Annotated in this window: 22 protein-coding genes; 16 read left to right on the plus strand and 6 right to left on the minus strand. The window is 69.4% G+C overall.

Annotated elements, in window-relative coordinates:
- The first annotated feature begins 53 nt into the window (after positions 1-53).
- From ssb to FJ694_RS28155, 10 genes are all read left to right on the plus strand, one after another.
- The gene (ssb, locus tag FJ694_RS28110) at positions 54-626 is read left to right on the plus strand and encodes a single-stranded DNA-binding protein (protein WP_157270851.1); all 573 of its coding nucleotides are present in this window, start codon (positions 54-56) and stop codon (positions 624-626) included.
- 99 nt (positions 627-725) lie between these two features.
- The gene (locus tag FJ694_RS28115; RefSeq protein ID WP_157270852.1) at positions 726-1,085 is read left to right on the plus strand and encodes a thioredoxin family protein; all 360 of its coding nucleotides are present in this window, start codon (positions 726-728) and stop codon (positions 1,083-1,085) included.
- A 124-nt stretch (positions 1,086-1,209) separates the two neighbouring features.
- Positions 1,210-2,202 carry a sulfate ABC transporter substrate-binding protein gene (locus FJ694_RS28120; RefSeq protein WP_198321039.1) on the plus strand — a complete coding sequence of 331 codons (993 nt, stop codon included), beginning with the start codon at positions 1,210-1,212 and terminating at the stop codon, positions 2,200-2,202.
- 25 nt (positions 2,203-2,227) lie between these two features.
- The gene (gene cysT / locus FJ694_RS28125) at positions 2,228-3,064 is read left to right on the plus strand and encodes a sulfate ABC transporter permease subunit CysT (protein ID WP_157270854.1); all 837 of its coding nucleotides are present in this window, start codon (positions 2,228-2,230) and stop codon (positions 3,062-3,064) included.
- The gene (cysW, locus tag FJ694_RS28130; RefSeq protein WP_157270855.1) at positions 3,061-4,026 is read left to right on the plus strand and encodes a sulfate ABC transporter permease subunit CysW; all 966 of its coding nucleotides are present in this window, start codon (positions 3,061-3,063) and stop codon (positions 4,024-4,026) included. Before cysT (FJ694_RS28125) ends, cysW (FJ694_RS28130) begins: the two co-directional genes overlap by 4 nt.
- Positions 4,027-4,067: 41 nt before the next feature.
- Positions 4,068-5,057, plus strand: coding sequence for a sulfate/molybdate ABC transporter ATP-binding protein (locus tag FJ694_RS28135; RefSeq protein ID WP_157270856.1), 990 nt, complete (start codon positions 4,068-4,070; stop codon positions 5,055-5,057).
- Between the two features lie 120 nt (positions 5,058-5,177).
- The gene (locus FJ694_RS28140; protein ID WP_157270857.1) at positions 5,178-6,197 is read left to right on the plus strand and encodes a sulfate ABC transporter substrate-binding protein; all 1,020 of its coding nucleotides are present in this window, start codon (positions 5,178-5,180) and stop codon (positions 6,195-6,197) included.
- 138 nt (positions 6,198-6,335) lie between these two features.
- Positions 6,336-7,169 carry a sulfate ABC transporter permease subunit CysT gene (gene cysT / locus FJ694_RS28145; protein ID WP_157270858.1) on the plus strand — a complete coding sequence of 278 codons (834 nt, stop codon included), beginning with the start codon at positions 6,336-6,338 and terminating at the stop codon, positions 7,167-7,169.
- A 4-nt stretch (positions 7,170-7,173) separates the two neighbouring features.
- The gene (cysW, locus tag FJ694_RS28150) at positions 7,174-8,040 is read left to right on the plus strand and encodes a sulfate ABC transporter permease subunit CysW (protein ID WP_157270859.1); all 867 of its coding nucleotides are present in this window, start codon (positions 7,174-7,176) and stop codon (positions 8,038-8,040) included.
- A gap of 11 nt (positions 8,041-8,051) precedes the next feature.
- A complete protein-coding gene (locus FJ694_RS28155; protein WP_157270860.1) occupies positions 8,052-9,125 on the plus strand; it encodes a sulfate/molybdate ABC transporter ATP-binding protein in 1,074 nt (357 codons plus the stop codon).
- A 42-nt stretch (positions 9,126-9,167) separates the two neighbouring features.
- Here the strand turns inward: FJ694_RS28155 and FJ694_RS28160 are convergent, their stop codons facing one another.
- From FJ694_RS28160 to FJ694_RS28170, 3 genes are all read right to left on the minus strand, one after another.
- Complete coding sequence (locus FJ694_RS28160; protein WP_232540257.1) at positions 9,168-10,310, minus strand: endonuclease/exonuclease/phosphatase family protein; 1,143 nt, start codon at positions 10,308-10,310, stop codon at positions 9,168-9,170.
- 181 nt (positions 10,311-10,491) lie between these two features.
- On the minus strand, positions 10,492-10,905 hold the full coding sequence (locus tag FJ694_RS28165) for a type II toxin-antitoxin system VapC family toxin (RefSeq protein ID WP_157270862.1): 414 nt from the start codon (positions 10,903-10,905) through the stop codon (positions 10,492-10,494).
- Positions 10,905-11,147: a type II toxin-antitoxin system Phd/YefM family antitoxin gene (locus tag FJ694_RS28170; RefSeq protein ID WP_157270863.1), complete on the minus strand. Its 243-nt coding sequence runs from the start codon at positions 11,145-11,147 to the stop codon at positions 10,905-10,907. The genes FJ694_RS28165 and FJ694_RS28170 overlap by 1 nt, the downstream gene beginning before the upstream one ends.
- A gap of 128 nt (positions 11,148-11,275) precedes the next feature.
- On the opposite strand from FJ694_RS28170, the gene FJ694_RS28175 reads away from it, so the two are divergent.
- From FJ694_RS28175 to FJ694_RS28195, 5 genes are all read left to right on the plus strand, one after another.
- Positions 11,276-12,304, plus strand: coding sequence for an amino acid ABC transporter substrate-binding protein (locus FJ694_RS28175; protein WP_157270864.1), 1,029 nt, complete (start codon positions 11,276-11,278; stop codon positions 12,302-12,304).
- Positions 12,262-13,257 (plus strand): amino acid ABC transporter permease, encoded by a 996-nt coding sequence (locus FJ694_RS28180; RefSeq protein WP_232540258.1) that lies wholly within the window; start codon positions 12,262-12,264, stop codon positions 13,255-13,257. Before FJ694_RS28175 ends, FJ694_RS28180 begins: the two co-directional genes overlap by 43 nt.
- Before the next feature lie 109 nt (positions 13,258-13,366).
- Complete coding sequence (locus tag FJ694_RS28185) at positions 13,367-14,368, plus strand: amino acid ABC transporter permease (protein WP_232540259.1); 1,002 nt, start codon at positions 13,367-13,369, stop codon at positions 14,366-14,368.
- Positions 14,369-14,372: 4 nt separating this feature from the next.
- Positions 14,373-15,164, plus strand: coding sequence for an amino acid ABC transporter ATP-binding protein (locus tag FJ694_RS28190; RefSeq protein WP_157270866.1), 792 nt, complete (start codon positions 14,373-14,375; stop codon positions 15,162-15,164).
- Between the two features lie 50 nt (positions 15,165-15,214).
- Entirely contained in the window at positions 15,215-15,811 is a 597-nt protein-coding gene (locus tag FJ694_RS28195; RefSeq protein WP_157270867.1) for a nitroreductase family protein, read from the plus strand.
- Here the strand turns inward: FJ694_RS28195 and FJ694_RS28200 are convergent, their stop codons facing one another.
- From FJ694_RS28200 to FJ694_RS28210, 3 genes are all read right to left on the minus strand, one after another.
- Complete coding sequence (locus FJ694_RS28200; protein WP_157270868.1) at positions 15,812-16,759, minus strand: CysB family HTH-type transcriptional regulator; 948 nt, start codon at positions 16,757-16,759, stop codon at positions 15,812-15,814.
- Between the two features lie 158 nt (positions 16,760-16,917).
- Entirely contained in the window at positions 16,918-18,060 is a 1,143-nt protein-coding gene (mnmA, locus tag FJ694_RS28205; protein ID WP_157270869.1) for a tRNA 2-thiouridine(34) synthase MnmA, read from the minus strand.
- The gene (locus FJ694_RS28210) at positions 18,057-18,560 is read right to left on the minus strand and encodes an NUDIX domain-containing protein (protein ID WP_157270870.1); all 504 of its coding nucleotides are present in this window, start codon (positions 18,558-18,560) and stop codon (positions 18,057-18,059) included. The genes mnmA and FJ694_RS28210 overlap by 4 nt, the downstream gene beginning before the upstream one ends.
- Positions 18,561-18,686: 126 nt before the next feature.
- On the opposite strand from FJ694_RS28210, the gene FJ694_RS28215 reads away from it, so the two are divergent.
- Positions 18,687-19,777 (plus strand): Re/Si-specific NAD(P)(+) transhydrogenase subunit alpha (locus FJ694_RS28215; protein WP_157270871.1); only part of this gene is annotated, 1,091 nt, incomplete at its 3' end.

The following is a 19,777-nucleotide window of genomic DNA, read 5'->3' on the forward strand; positions in this document are numbered from 1 at the left end:
CCGTGCTGGTTTTTCGTACACGTCACACGCGACAGCGCGCAGGAGCAGCGGCCATGGCCAGCGTCAACAAAGTCATCCTCATCGGCAACTGCGGGCGCGACCCGGAAGTGCGCTACACGCCCCAGGGCACGGCCATCTGCAACGTCTCGGTGGCCACCTCCAGCCGCCGCAAGGACCGCAACACCGGCGAGATGGTCGAGGACACGCAGTGGCACCGCGTCACCTTCTACGAGCGCCTGGCCGAGATCGCCGGTGAATACCTGAAGAAGGGCCGCTCCGTGTACGTCGAGGGCCGGCTGAAGTACGGCAAGTACACCGACAAGGACGGCATCGAGCGCAACACCGTGGACGTCATCGCCGAGCAGATGCAGCTGCTGGGCGGCCGCGAAGGCATGGGCGGCGGCGACGAGATGGGCGGCGGCGGCATGGGCATGGGCGGTGGCGGCGGCAGCCGCGGCGGCTACAGCCGCGCCCCGGCCCGCGGCGGCGACGACATGGACGGCGGCGCCCCGGCCCCGCGCGCCGCAGCCCCGCGTCCGGCCCCGCAGCAGCGCCCCGCGGCCCCCGCGCCGCAACAGCGCCCGGCCACCGGCTTCGACGACATGGACGACGACATTCCGTTCTGACGACCCTGTCGCCCGGCTCGACGCCACAACCAAAAGCGGCCCGCGGGCCGCTTTTTTCACGTCCTGAACGCCCGCTGTGCCCTGCGACACTTAGCACCCATGTCCACCGCCCCCGCTCCCCTCCTCGTCGCCTGCCTGTGCGCCGCCTGGTGCGGCACCTGCAAGGAATACCTGCCGACCTTCGACGCCGCGCGCGACGCCGCCCCGCCGGGCGAGCAGTTCGTGTGGGTGGACATCGAGGACGAAGCCGACGCGGTGGACGAGATCGACGTCGAGAACTTCCCCACCGTGCTCGTGGCGCGCGGCGACACGGTGCTCTATTTCGGCGTGCTGCTGCCCCAGCCCGGGCACCTGGCGCGGCTGCTGCAGGCCGCGCGTGAAGGCTCCCTCAAGCCCCAGGCCGTGGAGCCCGAGGTCGCGGCGCTGCCGGCGCGCCTGCGCGCCCTGGCCGGCACGTAACCGGTAACCACTGACGCTTTTCATGCTTGCGGCTGCGGCCAGCGAATAAGCATGCGCGCATTGATTCGTTGGTCGGTTCGAAGGCCGTTCCTAGGATGCCCTCATGCATCCCAGGAGGACCTTCATGAAATCGCTGTTTCTTGGCGCGCTGCTCGCGGCGGCGGCCCTTGGCGCCCAGGCCCGTGACATCGCGCTGCTCAACGTCTCCTACGACCCGACGCGCGAGCTCTACCAGGACGTCAACGCCGCCTTCGCAAAGCAGTACCAGGCCAAGACCGGCGACAAGGTCAGCGTCAAGCAGTCGCACGGCGGCTCGGGCAAGCAGGCGCGCTCCGTGATCGACGGCCTGGAGGCCGACGTGGTGACGCTGGCGCTGGCCTATGACATCGACGAGATCGCCGCCAAGGCCAAGCTGCTGCCGCCCGACTGGCAAAAGCGCCTGCCGCAGAACAGCGCCCCGTACCGCTCCACCATCGTGTTCCTGGTGCGCAAGGGCAACCCGAAGGCGATCAAGGACTGGGACGACCTGGTCAAGCCCGGCATCTCCGTCATCACCCCCAACCCGAAGACCTCCGGCGGCGCGCGCTGGAACTACCTCGCCGCCTGGGGCTACGCGCAGAAGAAGTACGGCTCCGAGGCCAAGGCGCAGGAGTTCGTGGGCAAGCTGCTGTCCAACGTGCCGGTGCTCGACAGCGGCGCGCGCGGCTCGACCACCACCTTCGTCGAGCGCGGCCTGGGCGACGTGCTGCTGGCCTGGGAGAACGAGGCGCTGCTGGCGCTCAAGGAACTGGGCCCGGACAAGTTCGACATCGTCGCCCCGTCCGTCTCCATCCTGGCCGAGCCGCCGGTGGCCGTGGTGGACAAGGTGGTGGACAAGAAGAACACCCGCGCCGCGGCGCAGGCCTACCTGGAGTTCCTCTACACGCCCGAAGGGCAGGACCTCGCCGGCAAGCACTACTACCGCCCCGTCGATCCCACCGTCGCGGCCAAGTACGCGAAGCAGTTCCCGCAGGTGAAGCTGTTCACCATCGACGAGGCCTTCGGCGGCTGGGCCAAGGCGCAGGCCACGCACTTCTCCGACGGCGGCACCTTCGACAAGGTCTTCGCCCGCAAGTAAGCCCGCCGCTGCCGGAGCCGCCACCATGTTCTCCCGCCTGCTGCTCAAGCAGCGCAGCGTCCTGCCGGGCTTCAACCTGGCGCTGGGCTTCACGCTGCTGTACCTGAGCCTGATCGTGCTGCTGCCGCTGTCGGCGGCCTTCATCAAGACCTCGGGCATGACGCTGCAGGCGTTCTGGGACGCGGTCAGCTCCCCGCGCGTGCTGGCCTCCTACCGGCTGACCTTCGGCGCGTCGCTGGCCGCGGCGCTGGTCAACGCGGTGTTCGGGCTGCTGGTGGCCTGGGTGCTGGTGCGCCAGCAACTGCCGGGCAAGCGCGTCATCGACGCGCTGGTGGACCTGCCGTTCGCGCTACCCACGGCCGTGGCCGGCATCGCGCTGACTGCCCTCTACGCCCAGAACGGCTGGATCGGCCAGTGGCTGCCCTTCAAGGTCAGCTTCACGCCGGTGGGCGTGTTCGTGGCGCTGGTCTTCATCGGGCTGCCCTTCGTGGTGCGCACGCTGCAGCCGGTGCTCGAGGACCTGGACCGCAGCATGGAAGAGGCCGCCGCGACGCTGGGCGCCTCGCGCGCGCAGACCTTCGTCAAGGTGGTGCTGCCGGTGCTGCTGCCCGCCCTGCTCACCGGCTTCACGCTGGCCTTCGCCCGGGCGCTGGGCGAGTACGGCAGCGTCATCTTCATCGCCGGCAACCTGCCCATGGTCAGCGAGATCACGCCCTTGTTGATCATCACGCGGCTGGAGCAGTACGACTACCACGGCGCCACCGCCATCGCCGTGGTGATGCTCGTCGCCAGTTTCATCCTGCTGCTGCTCATCAACGCCTTGCAGGCGTGGACGCGCCGCCGCCAGGGAGCCACGACATGAGTTCCATCCTGCCTGCCACGCCGTCCTCGGCCGCGGCCGTGGCGGCGGCCGTGACGGCCGCACCGCTGCACCCGGCGCTGCATCGGCCCGCGGTTGACCCCGCAACCTCCAGGCGGCGCGCGCAGCGCTCCTCGCGCTGGGTCAACGGGCTGCTCGCCGGCACGGCGCTGGCCTTCCTGACCCTCTTCCTGTTCGTGCCGCTGGTGGCGGTGTTCGTGCAGGCCTTCGCCAAGGGCGTGGACGTGTACCTGGACGCCATCACGCAGCCCGACGCGCTGGACGCCGTCAAGCTCACGCTGCTGGCCGCCGCCATCTCCGTGCCGCTGAACCTGGTGTTCGGCGTGGCCGCGGCCTGGGCGATCGCGAAGTTCGACTTCCGGGGCAAGAGCGTGCTGATCACGCTCATCGACCTGCCCTTCTCGGTCAGCCCCGTCATTGCCGGCCTGATCTACGTGCTGGTGTTCGGGCTGCAGGGCTGGCTGGGCCCCTGGCTGCAGGAGCATGACCTGAAGATCATCTTCGCCGTGCCCGGCATCGTGCTGGCCACCGTGTTCGTGACCTTCCCCTTCGTGGCGCGCGAGCTGATCCCGCTGATGCAGGCCCAGGGCCGCGACCAGGAGGAGGCCGCGCTCGTGCTCGGCGCCTCCGGCTGGCAGGCCTTCTGGCGCGTGACGCTGCCCAACGTGAAATGGGCGCTGCTCTACGGCGTGATCCTGTGCAACGCGCGCGCCATGGGCGAGTTCGGCGCGGTCAGCGTGGTCTCCGGGCACATCCGCGGGCAGACCAACACGATGCCGCTGCACATCGAGATCCTCTACAACGAGTACCAGTTCGCCGCCGCCTTCGCCGTGGCCTCGCTGCTGGCGGCGCTGGCGCTGGTGACGCTGGTGCTCAAGGCGCTGGTGGAGCGGCGCGTCAAGGCCGACCTCGACCAGCACCAGCCCACCGGCCACGGCGCCTGAGCCGTCCCGAACCCGACGACAAGCATTTCCCGGAGAGCCGCATGAGCATCCAGCTGCACCAGATTTCCAAGCGCTTCGGCCCCACGGTGGTGTGCGAGAACGTGGACCTGCACATCCCCGCCGACGAGATGGTGGCGCTGCTGGGCCCCTCGGGCTCGGGCAAGACCACGCTGCTGCGCATCATGGCCGGGCTGGAAGCGCCCGACGCCGGGCGCGTGTTCATGCACGGCGAGGACGCCACCGACGCGCCCGTGCAGCAGCGCCGCGTGGGCTTCGTGTTCCAGCACTACGCGCTCTTCAACCACCTGAGCGTGCGCGACAACGTCGCCTTCGGGTTGCGCGTGCAACCGCGTGCGCAGCGCCTGCCGGAGGCGCAGGTGCGCCGCCGCGTCGAGGAGCTGCTGGAGCGGGTGCAGCTCTCGGCGCTGGCCGGGCGGCACCCGGGGCAGCTCTCCGGCGGCCAGCGCCAGCGCGTGGCCCTGGCGCGCGCGCTGGCAGTGCAGCCGCGGGTGCTGCTGCTCGACGAGCCCTTCGGCGCGCTCGACGCGCAGGTGCGCAAGGAACTGCGGCGCTGGCTGCGCCGGCTGCACGAGGACATGCACGTCACCAGCGTCTTCGTCACGCACGACCAGGAGGAGGCCATGGAGGTGGCCGACCGCATCGTGGTGATGAACAAGGGCCGCATCGAGCAGGAAGGCCGCCCGCAGGAGCTCTACGACCAGCCCGCGAGCCCCTTCGTGCTGCAGTTCCTGGGCGACGCGCAGCGCCTGGACGCCGCCGACGGCGCGCCGCGCTGGGCGCGTTCGCACGAAATCGCCGTGCATGCGCAAGAAGCGCCCGGGCGCGTGGGCGCCACGCTGGCGCACGCGCTGTGCATGGGGCCGCGCATGCGCCTAGGCTTCACCCTGCGCGACGGCGCCGCGGTGGAGGTGGAACTCGACCGCGAGGCATTCCAGGCGCTGCCGCTGCAGGTCGGCAGCGAGTACCACCTGGAGCCGCGGCGGGCGGCGCAGTTCCAGCAGGCGGCCTGAAGGCGCCCATGCACACAGGCGGCATAAGCTTCTGAGAACCTTGTTCTTTGGCGGGGCGGCCGCCTCGCCTACCATGGCGGCCGTTTGAAAAATACGCCCCCTTCGCGGGGCATCGCCGCCATGACCGCTGAAAACTCCCTGCGCCGCAAGCTCATTCTGGGCGCCCCGGCTGCCGCGCTCGCCGCTGTCCTGCCGCGCTTCGCCCACGCCGCGCCGGTGACGCTGCTCAACGTCAGCTACGACGTCTCGCGCGAGTTCTACAAGGAATACAACAAGGCCTTCGCCGCGCACTGGAAGAAGACCGCCGGCGAGGACATCACGCTGAACCAGTCGCACGGCGGCTCCAGCAAGCAGGCGCGCGCGGTGATCGAGGGCCTGGACGCGGACGTCATCACCATGAACCAGGCGCTGGACATCGACGTGGTGGCCGACAAGGGCCTCATCGCCGCCGACTGGGCCAAGCGCCTGCCCAACAACGCCGCGCCCACGTCGTCGGTGACGATGTTCCTGGTGCGCAAGGGCAATCCCAAGGGCATCAAGGACTGGGCCGACCTGGCCAAGCCCGGCATCAGCGTCGTCATTCCCAACCCCAAGGTCACCGGCAACGGCCGCTACACCTACCTGGGCGCGTGGGGCTCCGTGGTCAAGGGCGGCGGCACCCCGGCGCAGGCGCGCGAGCTGACGCAGAAGATCTTCGCCAACGTGCCGGTGTTCGACGGCGGCGGGCGCGCCGCCACCACCACCTTCGCGCAGCGCAACATCGGCGACGTGCTGTGCACCTTCGAGAGCGAGGTGCAGTCCATCGTCGAGGAGTTCGGCAAGAACTTTGACTTCGTCTACCCGGCGCGCACCGTGCTGGCCGAGAACCCGGTGGCCATCGTGGACAAGGTGGTGGACCGCAAGGGCTCGCGCAAGCAGGCCGAGGCCTACCTGAAGTACCTGTGGTCCGAGGAAGCGCAGCGCATCGCCGTGAAGCACAACCTGCGGCCGCGCGACGCCAAGCTGCTGGCCGCGCACGCCCAGGACTTCCCCAACGTGTCCACCTTCACCGTCGATGAAGTCTTCGGCAGCTGGAGGAAGGCGCAGGCCGAGCACTTCAACGACGGCGGCATCTACGACCAGATCGTGGCCAGGAAGTAAGGGCCCGCCGGCCCGGCCGCCCGGCGCTCGCGCGCGGCGGCCGGGCGTTCTCCCGCCCGCATCAGCGAAAATCGCGGGTTCTCCCCCTTACCGACAAGGCGCATCCGCTCTCCCGGGCGGCTGCGCCTTGCCCTTGTCATGCTCTTCTCCCGCACCCTGCTCAAGCGCCACAGCGTGCTGCCGGGCTTCGACCTGGCGCTGGGCTTCACGCTGCTGTACCTCAGCCTCGTGGTGCTCATCCCGCTGTCGGCCGCCTTCCTCAAGGCCGCGACCATGACGCCCGAGGCGTTCTGGGACGCCGTGGCCTCGCCGCGCGTGGTGGCCTCGTACCGGCTGACCTTCGGCGCCTCCTTCGCCGCGGCGCTGGTCAACGCCTTCTTCGGGCTGCTCATCGCCTGGGTGCTGGTGCGCTACGACTTCCCCGGCCGGCGCCTGGTGGACGCGCTGGTGGACCTGCCCTTCGCGCTGCCCACGGCCGTGGCCGGCATCACGCTCACGGCGCTGTACGCCGAGAACGGCTGGATCGGCCAGCACCTGCCCTTCAAGGTCAGCTTCACGCCGCTGGGCGTGTTCGTGGCGCTGCTCTTCATCGGGCTGCCCTTCGTGGTGCGCACGCTGCAGCCGGTGCTGGAGGACCTGGGCCGCGAGCTGGAGGAAGCCGCCGCCACGCTGGGCGCCACGCGCTGGCAGTGTTTTACTCGCGTGACCTTGCCGATCCTGGCGCCGGCGCTGCTCACGGGCTTCGCGCTGGCCTTCGCCCGGGCGCTCGGCGAGTACGGCAGCGTCATCTTCATCGCCGGCAACCTGCCCATGATCAGCGAGATCACGCCGCTGATGATCATCTCCAAGCTGGAGCAGTACGACGTGCCCGGCGCCACGGCCATCGCCGTGGTCATGCTGGTGGCCAGCTTCGTGATGCTGCTGTTGATCAACTCGCTGCAGGCCTGGGCCCGGCGCCGCCAGGGCCAGTGACGCCATGAACCCGATGTCCCCCTCCTCTCCCGCCGGCGCCACCACCGAGCCGGCCTGGGTGCGCCGCACGCTCATCGCCGTGGCGCTGGTGTTCCTGACGCTGTTCCTGTTCGTGCCGCTGGTGCTGGTCTTCATCGAGGCCTTCAAGAAGGGCCTGGAGGTGTACCTGGAAGCCGTCACCGAGCCCGATGCCGCCTCGGCCATCAAGCTCACGCTGATCGCCGCGGGCATCTCGGTGCCGCTGAACCTGGTCTTCGGCGTCGCCGCGGCCTGGGCGATCGCGAAGTTCGAGTTCCGCGGCAAGAGCGTGCTGCTCACGCTCATCGACCTGCCCTTCTCGGTCAGCCCCGTCATTGCCGGCCTGATCTACATCCTGGTCTTCGGGCTGCAGGGCTGGCTGGGCGCGTGGCTGCAGCTGCACGACGTCAAGATCATCTTCGCCGTGCCGGCGATCGTGCTGGCCACGCTCTTCATCACCTTCCCCTTCGTCGCGCGCGAGCTGATTCCTCTCATGCAGGCGCAGGGCGTGGAGCAGGAGGAGGCGGCCACGGTGCTGGGCGCCTCCGGCTGGCAGACCTTCTGGCGCGTGACGCTGCCCAACGTGAAGTGGGCGCTGCTCTACGGCGTGATCCTGTGCAACGCCCGCGCCATGGGCGAGTTCGGCGCGGTCAGCGTGGTCTCCGGGCACATCCGCGGGCAGACCAACACCATGCCGCTGCACATCGAGATCCTCTACAACGAGTACCAGTTCGCCGCCGCCTTTGCCGTGGCCTCGCTGCTGGCGGCGCTGGCGCTGGTGACGCTGGCGCTGAAGTACGTGATCGAGCGCCGCGTGAAGGCGCAACTGAAGCAGGCCGGCCGCGGCGAATAAGAGCAAGCCCCATGAGCATCGAAGTCAGAAACCTCGTGAAGCGCTTCGGCAGCCTGGCCGTTTGCGACAACCTCAACCTCACCATCGAGTCCGGCGAGCTCGTCGCCCTGCTGGGACCGTCGGGCTCCGGCAAGACGACGCTGCTGCGCATCATCGCGGGGCTGGAGAAGGCCGACGGCGGCAGCGTGCTGTTCCACGGCGACGACGCCACGCGCACGGCGGTGCGCGAGCGCAACGTCGGCTTCGTGTTCCAGCACTACGCGCTGTTCCCGCAGATGAACATCTTCGAGAACGTCGCCTTCGGATTGCGCGTGCGCCCCAAGGCGACGCGCCCCAGCGAGGCCGAGATCCGCGCCAAGGTGTCGGACCTGCTCAAGCTGGTGCAGCTCGACTGGCTGGCCGAGCGCTATCCGCACCAGCTCTCGGGCGGGCAGCGCCAGCGCATCGCGCTGGCCCGCGCCCTGGCGGTCGAGCCCAAGGTGCTGCTGCTGGACGAACCCTTCGGCGCGCTGGACGCCAAGGTGCGCAAGGAGCTGCGGCGCTGGCTGCGGCGGCTGCATGACGAGATGCACGTCACCAGCGTGTTCGTCACGCACGACCAGGAGGAAGCCATGGAGGTGGCCGACCGCATCGTGGTGATGAACCAGGGCCGCATCGAGCAGGACGGCCGCCCGGACGAGGTCTACGACCACCCGGCCACGCCCTTCGTGCTGCAGTTCCTGGGCGACGTGAACCTGTTCCACGGCCGCACCGGACGCAGCGGCGGCCCGCACGAGGGCGCGGCGGACCAGGGCACCGTCACCTACGTGCGCCCGCACGAGCTGCAGGTGCTTGGGCACGAGATGCCCGGCGCGCTGCCGGTGCGGCTGCAGCAGGCGCTGACCGTGGGCCCGAACACGCGGCTGGAGTTCCGGCGCCTGGACGATGAGAGCTACATCGACGTGGAACTGCCGCGCGCGGAGTACCTGGGGCTGCGCGAGCAATTGAAACTGGAGCCGGGCGCGCAGGCCTGGCTGCTGCCGCGGCGCGTGACGCGCTTCGCCGTCACGCCGGAGGAGCCGCAGGATCCGGCGGCGATGATTTGAGTGGCCCTGTCTGCGGAAGCGTCTGCAATCGAACGAACAGGCTCACAGATCGAAACGGGCCCACAGCGCGGCATGGTCCGAAGCAGCCTGGGACCAAGTCGTGATGTTGGGAAAAGGCTCGGGCGGAATGCCGCCCGCGTCCTTGACGGCATCGACAATGCCGTAAATACCGCCTCTGACAAAACCATGCTCGACATGGCGGTCGTGGAGCGCTGATGACACGAAAATATAGTCAAGCTGTGACAGCCGCTCGCTCTTCTTCGCCTTGGCATAGTAATAGGTAAACCTTTCGACGGCTGGAAGCTTCGGGTCCACCACGGGCATCAGGTCCGGACAATTGAACAAGGGCGCCAGTGACTGGTACGGGTTGCTTGAATCCTCGTTCAGGTCGCCCATCACGGCCACCAGCTGTTTCTTGAGGTCGTAGGCGCCGAGAATTTCCCGGACACGTTCCGCTTGAGCGCGACGCTTGTCCGCCGATTCCTGTCGGCCATTGGGTCCACGGCCCAGCTGGCTCTTGAAATGGTTGCAGAGAACAAATAGCGGGCCCGCGTTGCCGCCAATGTCTATGGCAACCTCCAGACAGTCTCGGCTGAAAACGCGGCGGTATTTCCTGTAAGCATCAAACACGTGTGTCTTGATGCCGATCACGGGAAAACGGCTCAAGCAAGCGACATCGATGTGCCGGGGATCGTTGGGACTGTCTATGGACACGAACTGGGCAAACCGCTTCTTCAGCGCATCGCGGTTGAACATGTTAAGAGCATCCATGCCTTCAATTTCCACGGCGCAAACAACGTCGGCGTTGGCATCTAAAATTACTTTTGCCGTGTTCGCGCGCTCCTCGTCGGTGAAAGGCTCATTCTTGAAAATCATTTCGCCTTGCCATGACTTTCGACCTTCACAACCCGAGTAAATCCCCCATCCCGTTACCTCGCCCTGTTTGTCCCAGGCGCCGAAGCTGCCGCCATCTACGCGAAAATCAATAAAATCAACCAGCGCTGAGGAAAGCGCAAAAACATCCTGGCGATCCTTGTCCATGTATTTTGCTTTTGCAATGATCGCATTGAGCTTTTCGACGCGATCCAAAAGCTCCGCAGCCAGACTGGAATCGCGCAGATTCAGTATTTTCGCGCGGCGAAAGAGGTTGTGGAAATTGAACGTCGTCAGCGTCAGAGTTGCCACGCTACCCTCCGGATCGGTTGTGAACGGACTGTTAGCGTAGCCGAGCAACCATGGTTTTCCACTGTCGTATTTATTGGGACATTTGAGTCTTGCCAAGGCCATGGATCAGGCAATACCTTGCCTGCGCCAATACGGCGGCCTTCCTCTTCGATCCGTATTCGGGTTTGCGGTCGTGGCGGTCTTATGGCGGATCGGCCAGCGCCACGCCTTCGATCTTCATGGCCGCCAACAACGCCTCATCCAGCGTCGCCAGCGCCACCTTGCGGCGCAGCGCCAACTCCAGGTAGGCCGCGTCGTAGGCCGTGAGACCGTGCCGGGCGGCCAGAGCATCCAGTTCCACCAGGCCCACGGGCTCGCGGTCGATGCGCAGGCGCAGCGCGGCCGCCGCGGCCGCCAACTCGGTGCGCTTGGCCGCGTCGATACGGCGCCGACGCTGCGCGGTGAGCAACAGGTTGCCGATCTCCAGCAGCCACAGCGCCGGTACCCAGACCTCGCCGTCCGCGGTCGCGGCCAGCGCAGCGTCGGTGTAGCCGGTGGCCTCGTCCGGCAGCAACCAGGCGGCGGCCACCGAGGCATCGACGACGAAGGCAGCCATCAGCGGCGGCCGTCGCGGATCAGCTCCCGGCTGCTGAGCCCGCCCAGGCTCACGCCCTGCCGCGCCTCGCGCAGCCGGGCCACGGCATCCAGCCCGCGCTGCCGGGCGTCGTCGCTCTCCGGCGGCGTGAGGCGAGCCACCACCTTGCCGCGGCGCGTGATCTCGATCACCTCGCCGGCCTGCACGCGGTCGATCAGCTCGGACAGTCGGTTCTTGGCTTCGAACAAGGCAACGGTGGACATGGCAAGCTCCCGACAGTTGGGACCAATGTAGCTAGCTAGCTCACATCGCGCAAAGCCTCGTGGCCATGGCGTGAGGGCGCAAAAGCCCACCTTCATTCCCGGCCGTGCCCCCTTGCATACTCCCCCGCATGAAAAAGCCCTCCCTGCTCCTCGCCCCCCTGGCCGCCGCCCTCGCCCTTGCCGCCGCCCCGGCGCAGGCCGGCAAGACCCTCGACGCCATCAAGCAGCGCGACCAGGTCGTGGTCGGCGTCAGCACCGGCGTGGCCGGCTTCTCGGCCGCCGACAGCCAGGGCCGCTGGAGCGGCTTCGACGTGGACTTCGGCAAGGCCATCGCCGCGGCCGTCCTGAGTGACCCCAACAAGGTGCGCTGGGTGCCGCTGAGCTCGCAGCAGCGCTTCACGGCCCTGCAGTCCGGCGAGGTGGACGTGCTCTCGCGCAACACCAGCTTCACCCTCACCCGCGACGCCTCGCTGGGCCTGCAGCAGACGGCCATCAACTTCTTCGACGGCCAGGGCTTCATGGTCCCGGCCAAAACCAAGGTGACCAGCGCGAAGCAGCTCAAGGGCGCCAGCGTCTGCCTGCAGTCCGGCACCACCACCGAGAAGAACCTCACCGACTTCTCGCGCGCCAACGGCCTGAACCTGAAGCCCGTGGTGTTCGAGAAGATCGAGGCTGCCAACGCCGCCTACTTCGCCGGCCGCTGCCAGGCCTACACCACCGACGCCTCCGGCCTGGCCGCCATCCGCTCGCGCGAGGCCAAGGACCCGAAGGAACACGTCATCCTCCCGGACCTCATCTCCAAGGAGCCGCTGGGTCCGCTGGTGCGCCGCGGCGACGACGAGTGGTTCACGATCGTGAAGTGGGTCGTGTACGGGCTGATCGAGGCCGAGGAGGCCGGCATCACCCAGGCCAACACCGACAAGCTCAAGGCCGAGAGCACCGACCCGGTCGTGCAGCGGCTGCTGGGCAAGGGCGACGACATGGGCAAGCTGCTGGGACTTGACCGTGACTGGCTGCTGCGCGCGGTCAAGGCCGTGGGCAACTACGGCGAGATCTACGAGCGCAACGTCGGCGAGAAGACACCCGTGGGCCTGCCCCGCGGCAAGAACGCGCTGTGGAACCAGGGCGGCCTGCTGTACGCGCCGCCGGTGCGCTGAAGCCCGCCACGCGCGCCCGGCTGGCGCAGGCGCTGGTGCTGCTCGCGCTGGCGCTGCTGCTGGGCTGGCTGGCGCGCAACACGCTGGCCAACATGGCCGCGCGCGGCATCCAGGCCGGCTGGGATTTCCTGGGCGATGCCGCCGGCTTCGAGATCGGCGAGTCGCCCATCGCCTTCGACGGCGCGCAGAGTTACGCCCGCGCCTTCCTGGTCGGCGTGCTCAACACGCTGCGCGTGGCGCTGGCCGGCATCGCGCTGGCCACGCTGCTGGGCGGCGCCATCGGCATCGCGCGGCTGTCACGCAACGCGCTGGTGAGCGGCCTGGCCGGCGCCTACGTCGAGGTCGTGCGCAACGTGCCGCTGCTGGTGCAACTGCTGCTGTGGTACCTGCTGCTGGTGGAGTACCTGCCCGACCCGGGCGAGCCGCTGCACCTGGGCCCCTGGCTGCTGCTGAGCAAGGGCGGGCTGTCGCTGCCCTGGCCGGCCGAGGGCGGCTGGAGCCTGCCGCAGCCCGGGCCCTTCGCGGTGGAGGGCGGCGCGACGCTCACGCCGGAGTTCGTGGCGCTGTGCGGGGGCCTGAGCCTCTACACCGCCGCCTTCATCGCCGAGGTGGTGCGCGGCGGCGTGCTGGCGGTGCCGCGCGGGCAGACGGAAGCGGCGCTGAGCATCGGCCTGTCCCGGGCCCAGGTGCTGCGGCGCGTGGTGCTGCCGCAGGCGCTGCGCGTGATCGTGCCGCCGCTGGCCAGCCAGTACCTGAACCTGACCAAGAACTCCTCGCTGGCCGTGGCCATCGGCTACCCGGACGTGGTCTCGATCGCCAACACCGCGCTGAACCAGACCGGCCGGGCGCTGGAGTGCATCAGCCTGATCATGGCCGTGTACCTGTGCACCTCGCTGCTGACCGCGGCGCTGATGGGCGCGCTGGACCGCCGTGCGGCGCTGCGGGAGCGCTGAGCCCATGGCGGACGACGATTTCACGCCCCTCCCGCCACGCCGCCCGCCTGCGCCGCCGGGCCTCGCGTCGCGGTTGCGAACGAGACTTTTCGGGAGCTGGCTCAGCGGCGTGGCGACGCTCGCGATCCTGGCGCTGCTGGCCTGGGGCCTGCCGCGGCTGCTGGACTGGGCGCTGTGGCAGGCGGTGTGGGCGCCGGACGTGGACGCCTGCCAGGCCGCGCGCGGCCACGGCGCCTGCTGGGGCGTGGTGGCGGAGAAGCACCGGCTGATCCTGTTCGGCCGCTACCCGTTCAAGGAGCAATGGCGCCCGGCCGCGGCGCTGGCGCTGTGGATCGCGCTGGGCGCGTGGAGCCTGGCGCGCGCCGGGCGGCCCGGCGGCGGCCGCGTCCTGCCCTGGGCCTGGATCGCCGGGCTCCTGGGCGGCGTGCTGCTGCTGCGCGGCGGCTTCGCGGGGCTGCCCTTCGTGCCCACCGAGCAGTGGGGCGGCCTGCCGCTGACGCTGCTGCTGGCGCTGGTGGCCATCGGGCTGGCCTTCCCGCTGGCCATTGCGCTGGCGCTGGCGCGGCGCTCCGGGCCGCCGCTGCTGCGGGGCCTGAGCACGCTCTACATCGAGCTGATCCGCGGCGTGCCGCTGGTGTCGGTGCTGTTCATGGCGAGTTTCATCTTTCCGCTGCTGCTGCCGCCCGGGAGCAATCCGGACGTGCTGCTGCGCGTGCTGGCCGGGCTGGCGCTGTTTGCCGCCGCCTATCTCGCCGAGGCCGTGCGTGCCGGGCTGCAGGCGGTGCCGCTGGCGCAGGCGCAGGCCGCGCGCAGCCTGGGGCTCACCGCCTGGCAGGTGCAGCGCCTGGTGCTGCTGCCGCAGGCGCTGCGCGCGGCGCTGCCGGCGCTGCTCAACAGCTTCATCTCCACCTTCAAGGACAGCTCGCTGGTGACCATCGTCAGCCTCTACGAGCTCACCGGCGCCCTGGGCCTGGCGCTCAGCGGCGACCCGGTGTGGCGGCCGTTCAAGGTCGAGGGCTACCTGTTCATCACGGCGATCTATTTCATCGGCTGCGCCGCGATGTCGGCGGGCGGGCGCTGGGCCGAGGCGCGCTGGCGGCGCGGGAACTGAAGGCATGTCCCACGTGATGTCCACCCCTGACACCGCCCCGCTGCTGCGCTTCGAGCGCGTGAACAAATGGTTCGGCGCGCACCACGTGCTGCGCGACGTGGATTTCAGCGTCCAGCCGGGCGAGCGCGTGGTGCTGTGTGGGCCGTCGGGCAGCGGCAAGTCCACACTGCTGCGCTGCGTGAACCGGCTGGAGCGGTTTGAGGAGGGCAAGCTGACGGTGGACGGCCTGGCCTTCGAGCCCGGGCGGCGCGAGGACGAGCGCGCGCTGCAGGCGCTGCGCCGGCGCGTGGGCATGGTGTTCCAGCAGTTCAACCTGTTCCCGCACCTGACCGTGCTGCAGAACCTCACGCTCGGCCCCGTCATGGCCGGCGAGCGCGAGGGCGCGGTGCGCGAGCGCGCCTTGGCGCAACTGGAGCGGGTGCGGGTGGCGGAGCAGGCATTGAAATACCCGCTGCAGCTCTCGGGCGGGCAGCAGCAGCGCGTGGCCATCGCCCGGGCGCTGGTGCAGGCGCCGAAGCTCCTGCTCTTCGACGAGCCCACCTCGGCGCTGGACCCGGAAGTGGTGCAGGAGGTGCTCGACGTGATGCGCGCCCTGGCCGATCAGGGACAGGCCATGCTGTGCGTGACGCACGAGATGGGCTTCGCCCGCGCCGTGGCCGACCGGGTGGTGTTCATGGACGAGGGCCAGATCGTCGAGCAGGCTCCGGCGGCCGAGTTCTTCGCCGCGCCGCGGCGCGCACGCACCCGCGCCTTCCTGCAGCGGGTGCTGGACCCGGCCGGCACGGCGCGGGATTGAAAGGCTGCGGCACACTGCCCGGCCTGTACGACGACTTTCCGACGCCGCTCATGACCGCCCCGCGCCAGCCCGAATACCGCATCGATCCCCAGTTCACCGAGCGCTGGTCGCCGCGCGCCTTCACCGGCGAGGCGCTGGACAAGGGCTCACTGATGACCTGCCTGGAAGCGGCGCGCTGGGCGCCTTCGGGCAACAACCTGCAGCCCTGGCGCTTCGTCTACGGCCTGCGCGGCACGCCGGCGTTCGAGCAGCTGCTGGGCACGCTGGTGGAGAGCAACCGCGTCTGGGCCCGGCAGGCCGGCGCGCTGGTGCTGGTGCTGTCGCGCACGCAGCGCCTGGTGCCGGGCAAGGAGGGGCCGCAGCCCATCGCCTCGCACGCCTTCGACGCCGGCGCGGCCTGGATGAGCCTGGCGCTGCAGGCCCAGGCGCTGGGCCTGCACGCGCATGCCATGGGCGGCTTCGACAAGGCCCGCGCGCGCGAGGTGCTGGCCGTGCCCGACGACCACGCGCTGCACGCCGTGGTGGCGCTGGGCCGGCGCGGCGAGGCGTCGCTGCTGCCCGAAGCGCTGCGCGAGCGCGAGCAGCCCAACGGGCGGCTGCCGCTGTCGGCGCTGGTGGCGGAAGGGAAGTTCAGCTTCGAGGGCTGATCACAGCGGCGCCGGCTGCGCCGCCGCCGCGCGCGCGGCCTGGGCCTGCATCACGATCTCCGGCTTCAGGTGCGGCGCGAAGGCCTGGATGAAGTCGTAGGCGTAGGCGCGCAGCAGCGCGCCGCGGCGCAGCGCCACGCTGGTGGTGTTGATGGCGAACAGGTGCCGCGCGTCAATGGCGCGCAGCGGGTGGTCGCGCTCGTCGTCGAACGCGATCGAGGCCACGATGCCCACGCCCATGCCCAGCCCGACGTAGGTCTTGATCACGTCGGCATCCATGGCGCTGAGCACCAGCTGCATGGGCAGCCCGGCGCGGCGGAAGGCGTCGTCGATGGTGCCGCGGCCGGTGAAGCCGACGTCGTAGGTGATGAGCGGATAGGCCGCCAGCCGCTGCAGCGTCAGCGGCCCCTCCAGTAGCTCGTGCTCGGCCGGCACCACCACCGAGTGCGTCCAGCGGTAGCACGACAGCGCCACCAGCGCGTCCTGCTCGGCCAGGGACTGCGTGGCGATGCCGATGTCGGCCTCGCCGCTGATCAGCATTTGCGCGATCTGCGTGGGCGAGCCCTGGTGCAGCTTCAGGCTCACGCTGGGGTGGCGCGCCTGGAAGTCGCGCACCACCGCCGGCAGCGCGTAGCGTGCCTGCGAGTGCGTGGCCGCCACGGCCAGCGTGCCGATGTCGCCTTGGCTGAAGTCCTCGCCGATGCGGTGCAGGTTCTGCGCCTCGGTCAGCAGCCGCTCCACCACCGGCAGCAGTGTGCGCCCGGGCGCGGTCAGCCCGGTCAGGCGCTTGCCCTGGCGCACGAAGATCTCCACCCCCAGCTCCTGTTCCAGCTCGCGGATCTGCCGGCTCACGCCGGGCTGCGAGGTGTGCAGCGCCTGCGCGACCTCGGTCAGGTTGAAGCCGCAACGCACGGCTTCGCGCACGGAGCGCAACTGCTGGAAATTCATGCAATCCCCCAGAGGTCGGAACGCTTTCATTATTGAAGCTGCGTTTTTCGTGCCAACGAAGGGTTGGACACTTGCTCATGCGTTGGGCGCATGAGCCCTGGGAGAAGGCCTGTTTCGGCGCGGTCCGCGCCCCCTCGCCTGGGTGGGGTGCCGGTGGCTCAGTCCGGGCTGGCCGTGGCGATGACGCCGCCGCCCAGGCACACCTCGCCGTCGTAGAGCACGGCCGACTGCCCCGGCGTCACGGCCCACTGCGGCTGCCCGAAATGCAGCGCGACGGCGTCCACCGCCGGCAGCGACAGGCGGCAGGGCGCGTCGGACTGGCGGTAGCGCGTCTTGGCCGCCAGCGCGCCGGGCGCGGGCGTGCGCCCGGCCACCCAGCTCAGGTCCTGCGCCACCAGGGATCGGCTCAGCAGCCAGGGGTGGTCGTGGCCCTGCACCGCGTAGAGCGTGTTGGTGGCCGGGTCCTTGCGCGCGACGTACCAGGGCTCGTGCTCGCCGCCGCCGCGCGGGGCGCCCTTCTCCTTCACGCCGCCGATGCCCAGGCCCTGGCGCTGGCCCAGCGTGTAGAAGCTCAGGCCCACGTGCTCGCCGATCTTGCGGCCGCGCGCGTCCTTGATCGGCCCGGGCTGGTTGGAGAGGTAGCGGTTCAGGAACTCGCGGAACGGCCGCTCGCCGATGAAGCAGATGCCGGTGGAGTCCTTCTTCTTCGCATTGGGCAGCCCGGCCTCGCCGGCGATGCGCCGCACTTCGGTCTTGGGCAGCTCGCCCACCGGGAAAAGCGTGCGCGCGAGCTGCGGCTGGTTCAGGCGGTGCAGGAAATAGCTCTGGTCCTTGAGCGGATCGAGGCCCTTGAGCAGCTGGAACTCGCCGCCGACTTCGCGCACCCGCGCGTAATGCCCGGTGGCGATCTTCTCGGCCCCGAGACGCATGGCGTGATCAAGAAAAGCCTTGAACTTGATCTCGGCGTTGCACAGCACGTCCGGATTCGGCGTGCGGTTCGCCTGATACTCGCGCAGGAACTCGGCGAAGACGCGGTCCTTGTACTCGGCGGCGAAGTTGACGTGCTCGATCTCGATGCCGATGACCTCGGCCACGCTGGCGGCGTCGATGAAGTCCTGGCGCGAGGAGCAGTACTCGCTGCTGTCGTCGTCCTCCCAGTTCTTCATGAAGATGCCCACCACCTCGTGGCCCTGCTGCTTGAGCAGCCAGGCGCTGACGGCGGAATCCACCCCGCCGCTCAGGCCCACCACGACGCGGCGCGGACGCGCGCCCACGTGCACCGCCGGTGCGGCGGCGCTCATGCCTTGATCTCCGGCGCGAAGACGCTGGGGTCGGTGTTCAGCAGCTCCAGCGGGAAGCGCTTGCCGGCGAGGTGGTCTTCCACGCCGCGCAGCAGCAGCGGGTTGCGATGCCGGTGCGTGCTGGCGCGCAGCTCGGCCGCCGACATCCACAGCGTGCGCACGATGCCCTCGTCGAGCACCCAGCCCGGCTGCGGCGCGCTGGCCGTGCCGGCGAAGGCGAAGCGCAGGTACGTGATGTCCTCGCCCGCGCCCTGCCGGTACACGCGCGACAGGTACACGCCCACGAGGTGCGTGGGCACGAACACACAGCCGGTTTCCTCCAGCACCTCGCGCGCCACGCCCTGCAGCAGCGTCTCGCCGGGATTCAGGTGGCCGGCCGGGTTGTTCAGGCGCAAGCCCTCAGCCGTGTGTTCCTCGACAAGGAGGAAGCGCTGTTCCCCATCGACCACCTTGTCGATCAGCGCCGCCACGGTGACGTTGGGTTTCCATCGTTCAGACATCGCCGGATGGTAGCGTCCGCCCAACGGGTGTGCCCTGCCAGGGTCGGATTGCGGTTGACCGTTTTCTACATGGTGGTATAGAACTGCACATAGCGAAAAATTTTCAACTTCCGCAAGGAGACTTTCATGCTGATCGGAGTACCGCTGGAGACAGCGGCCGGAGAGACCCGCGTCGCGGTCACGCCGGAGACCGCGAAAAAGCTCAAGGCCCAGGGCCACCAGCTCTTCGTGCAGTCCGGCGCCGGTGTCCAGGCCTCGGCACCGGATGCAGCCTACGCCGCCGTCGGGGCAGAGATCGTGGACGCCAGGGCCGCCTTCAATTGCGACCTCGTCCTCAAGGTGCGCCCGCCGGCTGACGCGGAACTGGCATTCATGAAGCGCGGCGCCACGCTGGTCGGCATGCTGAACCCCTTCGACCGCGAAGGGCTGGAGCGGCTGGCCGCGGCCGGCGTGACCAGCTTCGCGCTGGAAGCCGCGCCGCGCACCACGCGCGCGCAGAGCATGGACGTGCTCTCGTCGCAGGCCAACATCGCCGGCTACAAGGCCGTGATCATCGCGGCCGACCGGTACCAGAAGTTCTTTCCCATGCTCATGACCGCCGCCGGCACCGTGAAGGCCGCGCGCGTGGTGATCCTGGGCGTGGGCGTGGCGGGGCTGCAGGCCATTGCCACGGCCAAGCGGCTGGGCGCGGTCATCGAGGCCTCCGACGTGCGCCCGTCCGTGAAGGAGCAGGTCGAATCGCTGGGCGCCAAGTTCATCGACGTGCCCTACGAAACCGCGGAAGAGAAGGAAGCGGCCGAAGGCGTGGGCGGCTACGCGCGGCCGATGCCCGAGAGCTGGCTGGCGCGCCAGCGGGCCGAGGTCGCCAAGCGCGTGGCGCTGGCCGACGTGGTGATCTCCACGGCGCTGATCCCGGGCCGTCCGGCGCCGAAGCTCGTCTCCGCGGAGATGGTGCAGTCGATGAAGCCGGGTTCGGTGATCGTGGACCTGGCCGCGGCCAATGGCGGCAACTGCGCGCTGACCGTGCCCGGACAAACGGTGCAGGAGCATGGCGTGACGATCGTGGGCGAGACCAACCTGCCCGCGCTCGTGGCGGCCGACGCCAGCGCGCTGTACGCGCGCAACGTGCTGGACTTCCTGAAGCTGGTGCTGCCGAAGGACGCCACGGCCGTGAGCGTGCCGATGGACGACGACATCGTGGCCGCGTGCCTGATGAC

It is taken from the genome of Azohydromonas aeria (genome assembly GCF_009760915.1).
In the GTDB taxonomy this organism is placed as follows: domain Bacteria; phylum Pseudomonadota; class Gammaproteobacteria; order Burkholderiales; family Burkholderiaceae_C; genus Azohydromonas; species Azohydromonas aeria.

Excerpts from the sequence above, each read along its gene's own strand:
- FJ694_RS28190 (WP_157270866.1), top strand. The coding sequence starts at position 14,373 with ATGTCCCACGTGATGTCCACCCCTGACACCGCCCCGCTGCTGCGCTTC.
- FJ694_RS28140 (WP_157270857.1), top strand. The coding sequence starts at position 5,178 with ATGACCGCTGAAAACTCCCTGCGCCGCAAGCTCATTCTGGGCGCCCCG.
- FJ694_RS28175 (WP_157270864.1), top strand. The coding sequence starts at position 11,276 with ATGAAAAAGCCCTCCCTGCTCCTCGCCCCCCTGGCCGCCGCCCTCGCC.
- FJ694_RS28210 (WP_157270870.1), bottom strand. The coding sequence starts at position 18,560 with ATGTCTGAACGATGGAAACCCAACGTCACCGTGGCGGCGCTGATCGAC.
- FJ694_RS28165 (WP_157270862.1), bottom strand. The coding sequence starts at position 10,905 with ATGGCTGCCTTCGTCGTCGATGCCTCGGTGGCCGCCGCCTGGTTGCTG.
- ssb (WP_157270851.1), top strand. The coding sequence starts at position 54 with ATGGCCAGCGTCAACAAAGTCATCCTCATCGGCAACTGCGGGCGCGAC.
- mnmA (WP_157270869.1), bottom strand. The coding sequence starts at position 18,060 with ATGAGCGCCGCCGCACCGGCGGTGCACGTGGGCGCGCGTCCGCGCCGC.
- FJ694_RS28170 (WP_157270863.1), bottom strand. The coding sequence starts at position 11,147 with ATGTCCACCGTTGCCTTGTTCGAAGCCAAGAACCGACTGTCCGAGCTG.
- cysT (WP_157270854.1), top strand. The coding sequence starts at position 2,228 with ATGTTCTCCCGCCTGCTGCTCAAGCAGCGCAGCGTCCTGCCGGGCTTC.
- FJ694_RS28195 (WP_157270867.1), top strand. The coding sequence starts at position 15,215 with ATGACCGCCCCGCGCCAGCCCGAATACCGCATCGATCCCCAGTTCACC.
- FJ694_RS28155 (WP_157270860.1), top strand. The coding sequence starts at position 8,052 with ATGAGCATCGAAGTCAGAAACCTCGTGAAGCGCTTCGGCAGCCTGGCC.
- cysT (WP_157270858.1), top strand. The coding sequence starts at position 6,336 with ATGCTCTTCTCCCGCACCCTGCTCAAGCGCCACAGCGTGCTGCCGGGC.
- FJ694_RS28135 (WP_157270856.1), top strand. The coding sequence starts at position 4,068 with ATGAGCATCCAGCTGCACCAGATTTCCAAGCGCTTCGGCCCCACGGTG.
- FJ694_RS28120 (WP_198321039.1), top strand. The coding sequence starts at position 1,210 with ATGAAATCGCTGTTTCTTGGCGCGCTGCTCGCGGCGGCGGCCCTTGGC.
- cysW (WP_157270855.1), top strand. The coding sequence starts at position 3,061 with ATGAGTTCCATCCTGCCTGCCACGCCGTCCTCGGCCGCGGCCGTGGCG.
- FJ694_RS28115 (WP_157270852.1), top strand. The coding sequence starts at position 726 with ATGTCCACCGCCCCCGCTCCCCTCCTCGTCGCCTGCCTGTGCGCCGCC.
- FJ694_RS28200 (WP_157270868.1), bottom strand. The coding sequence starts at position 16,759 with ATGAATTTCCAGCAGTTGCGCTCCGTGCGCGAAGCCGTGCGTTGCGGC.
- cysW (WP_157270859.1), top strand. The coding sequence starts at position 7,174 with ATGAACCCGATGTCCCCCTCCTCTCCCGCCGGCGCCACCACCGAGCCG.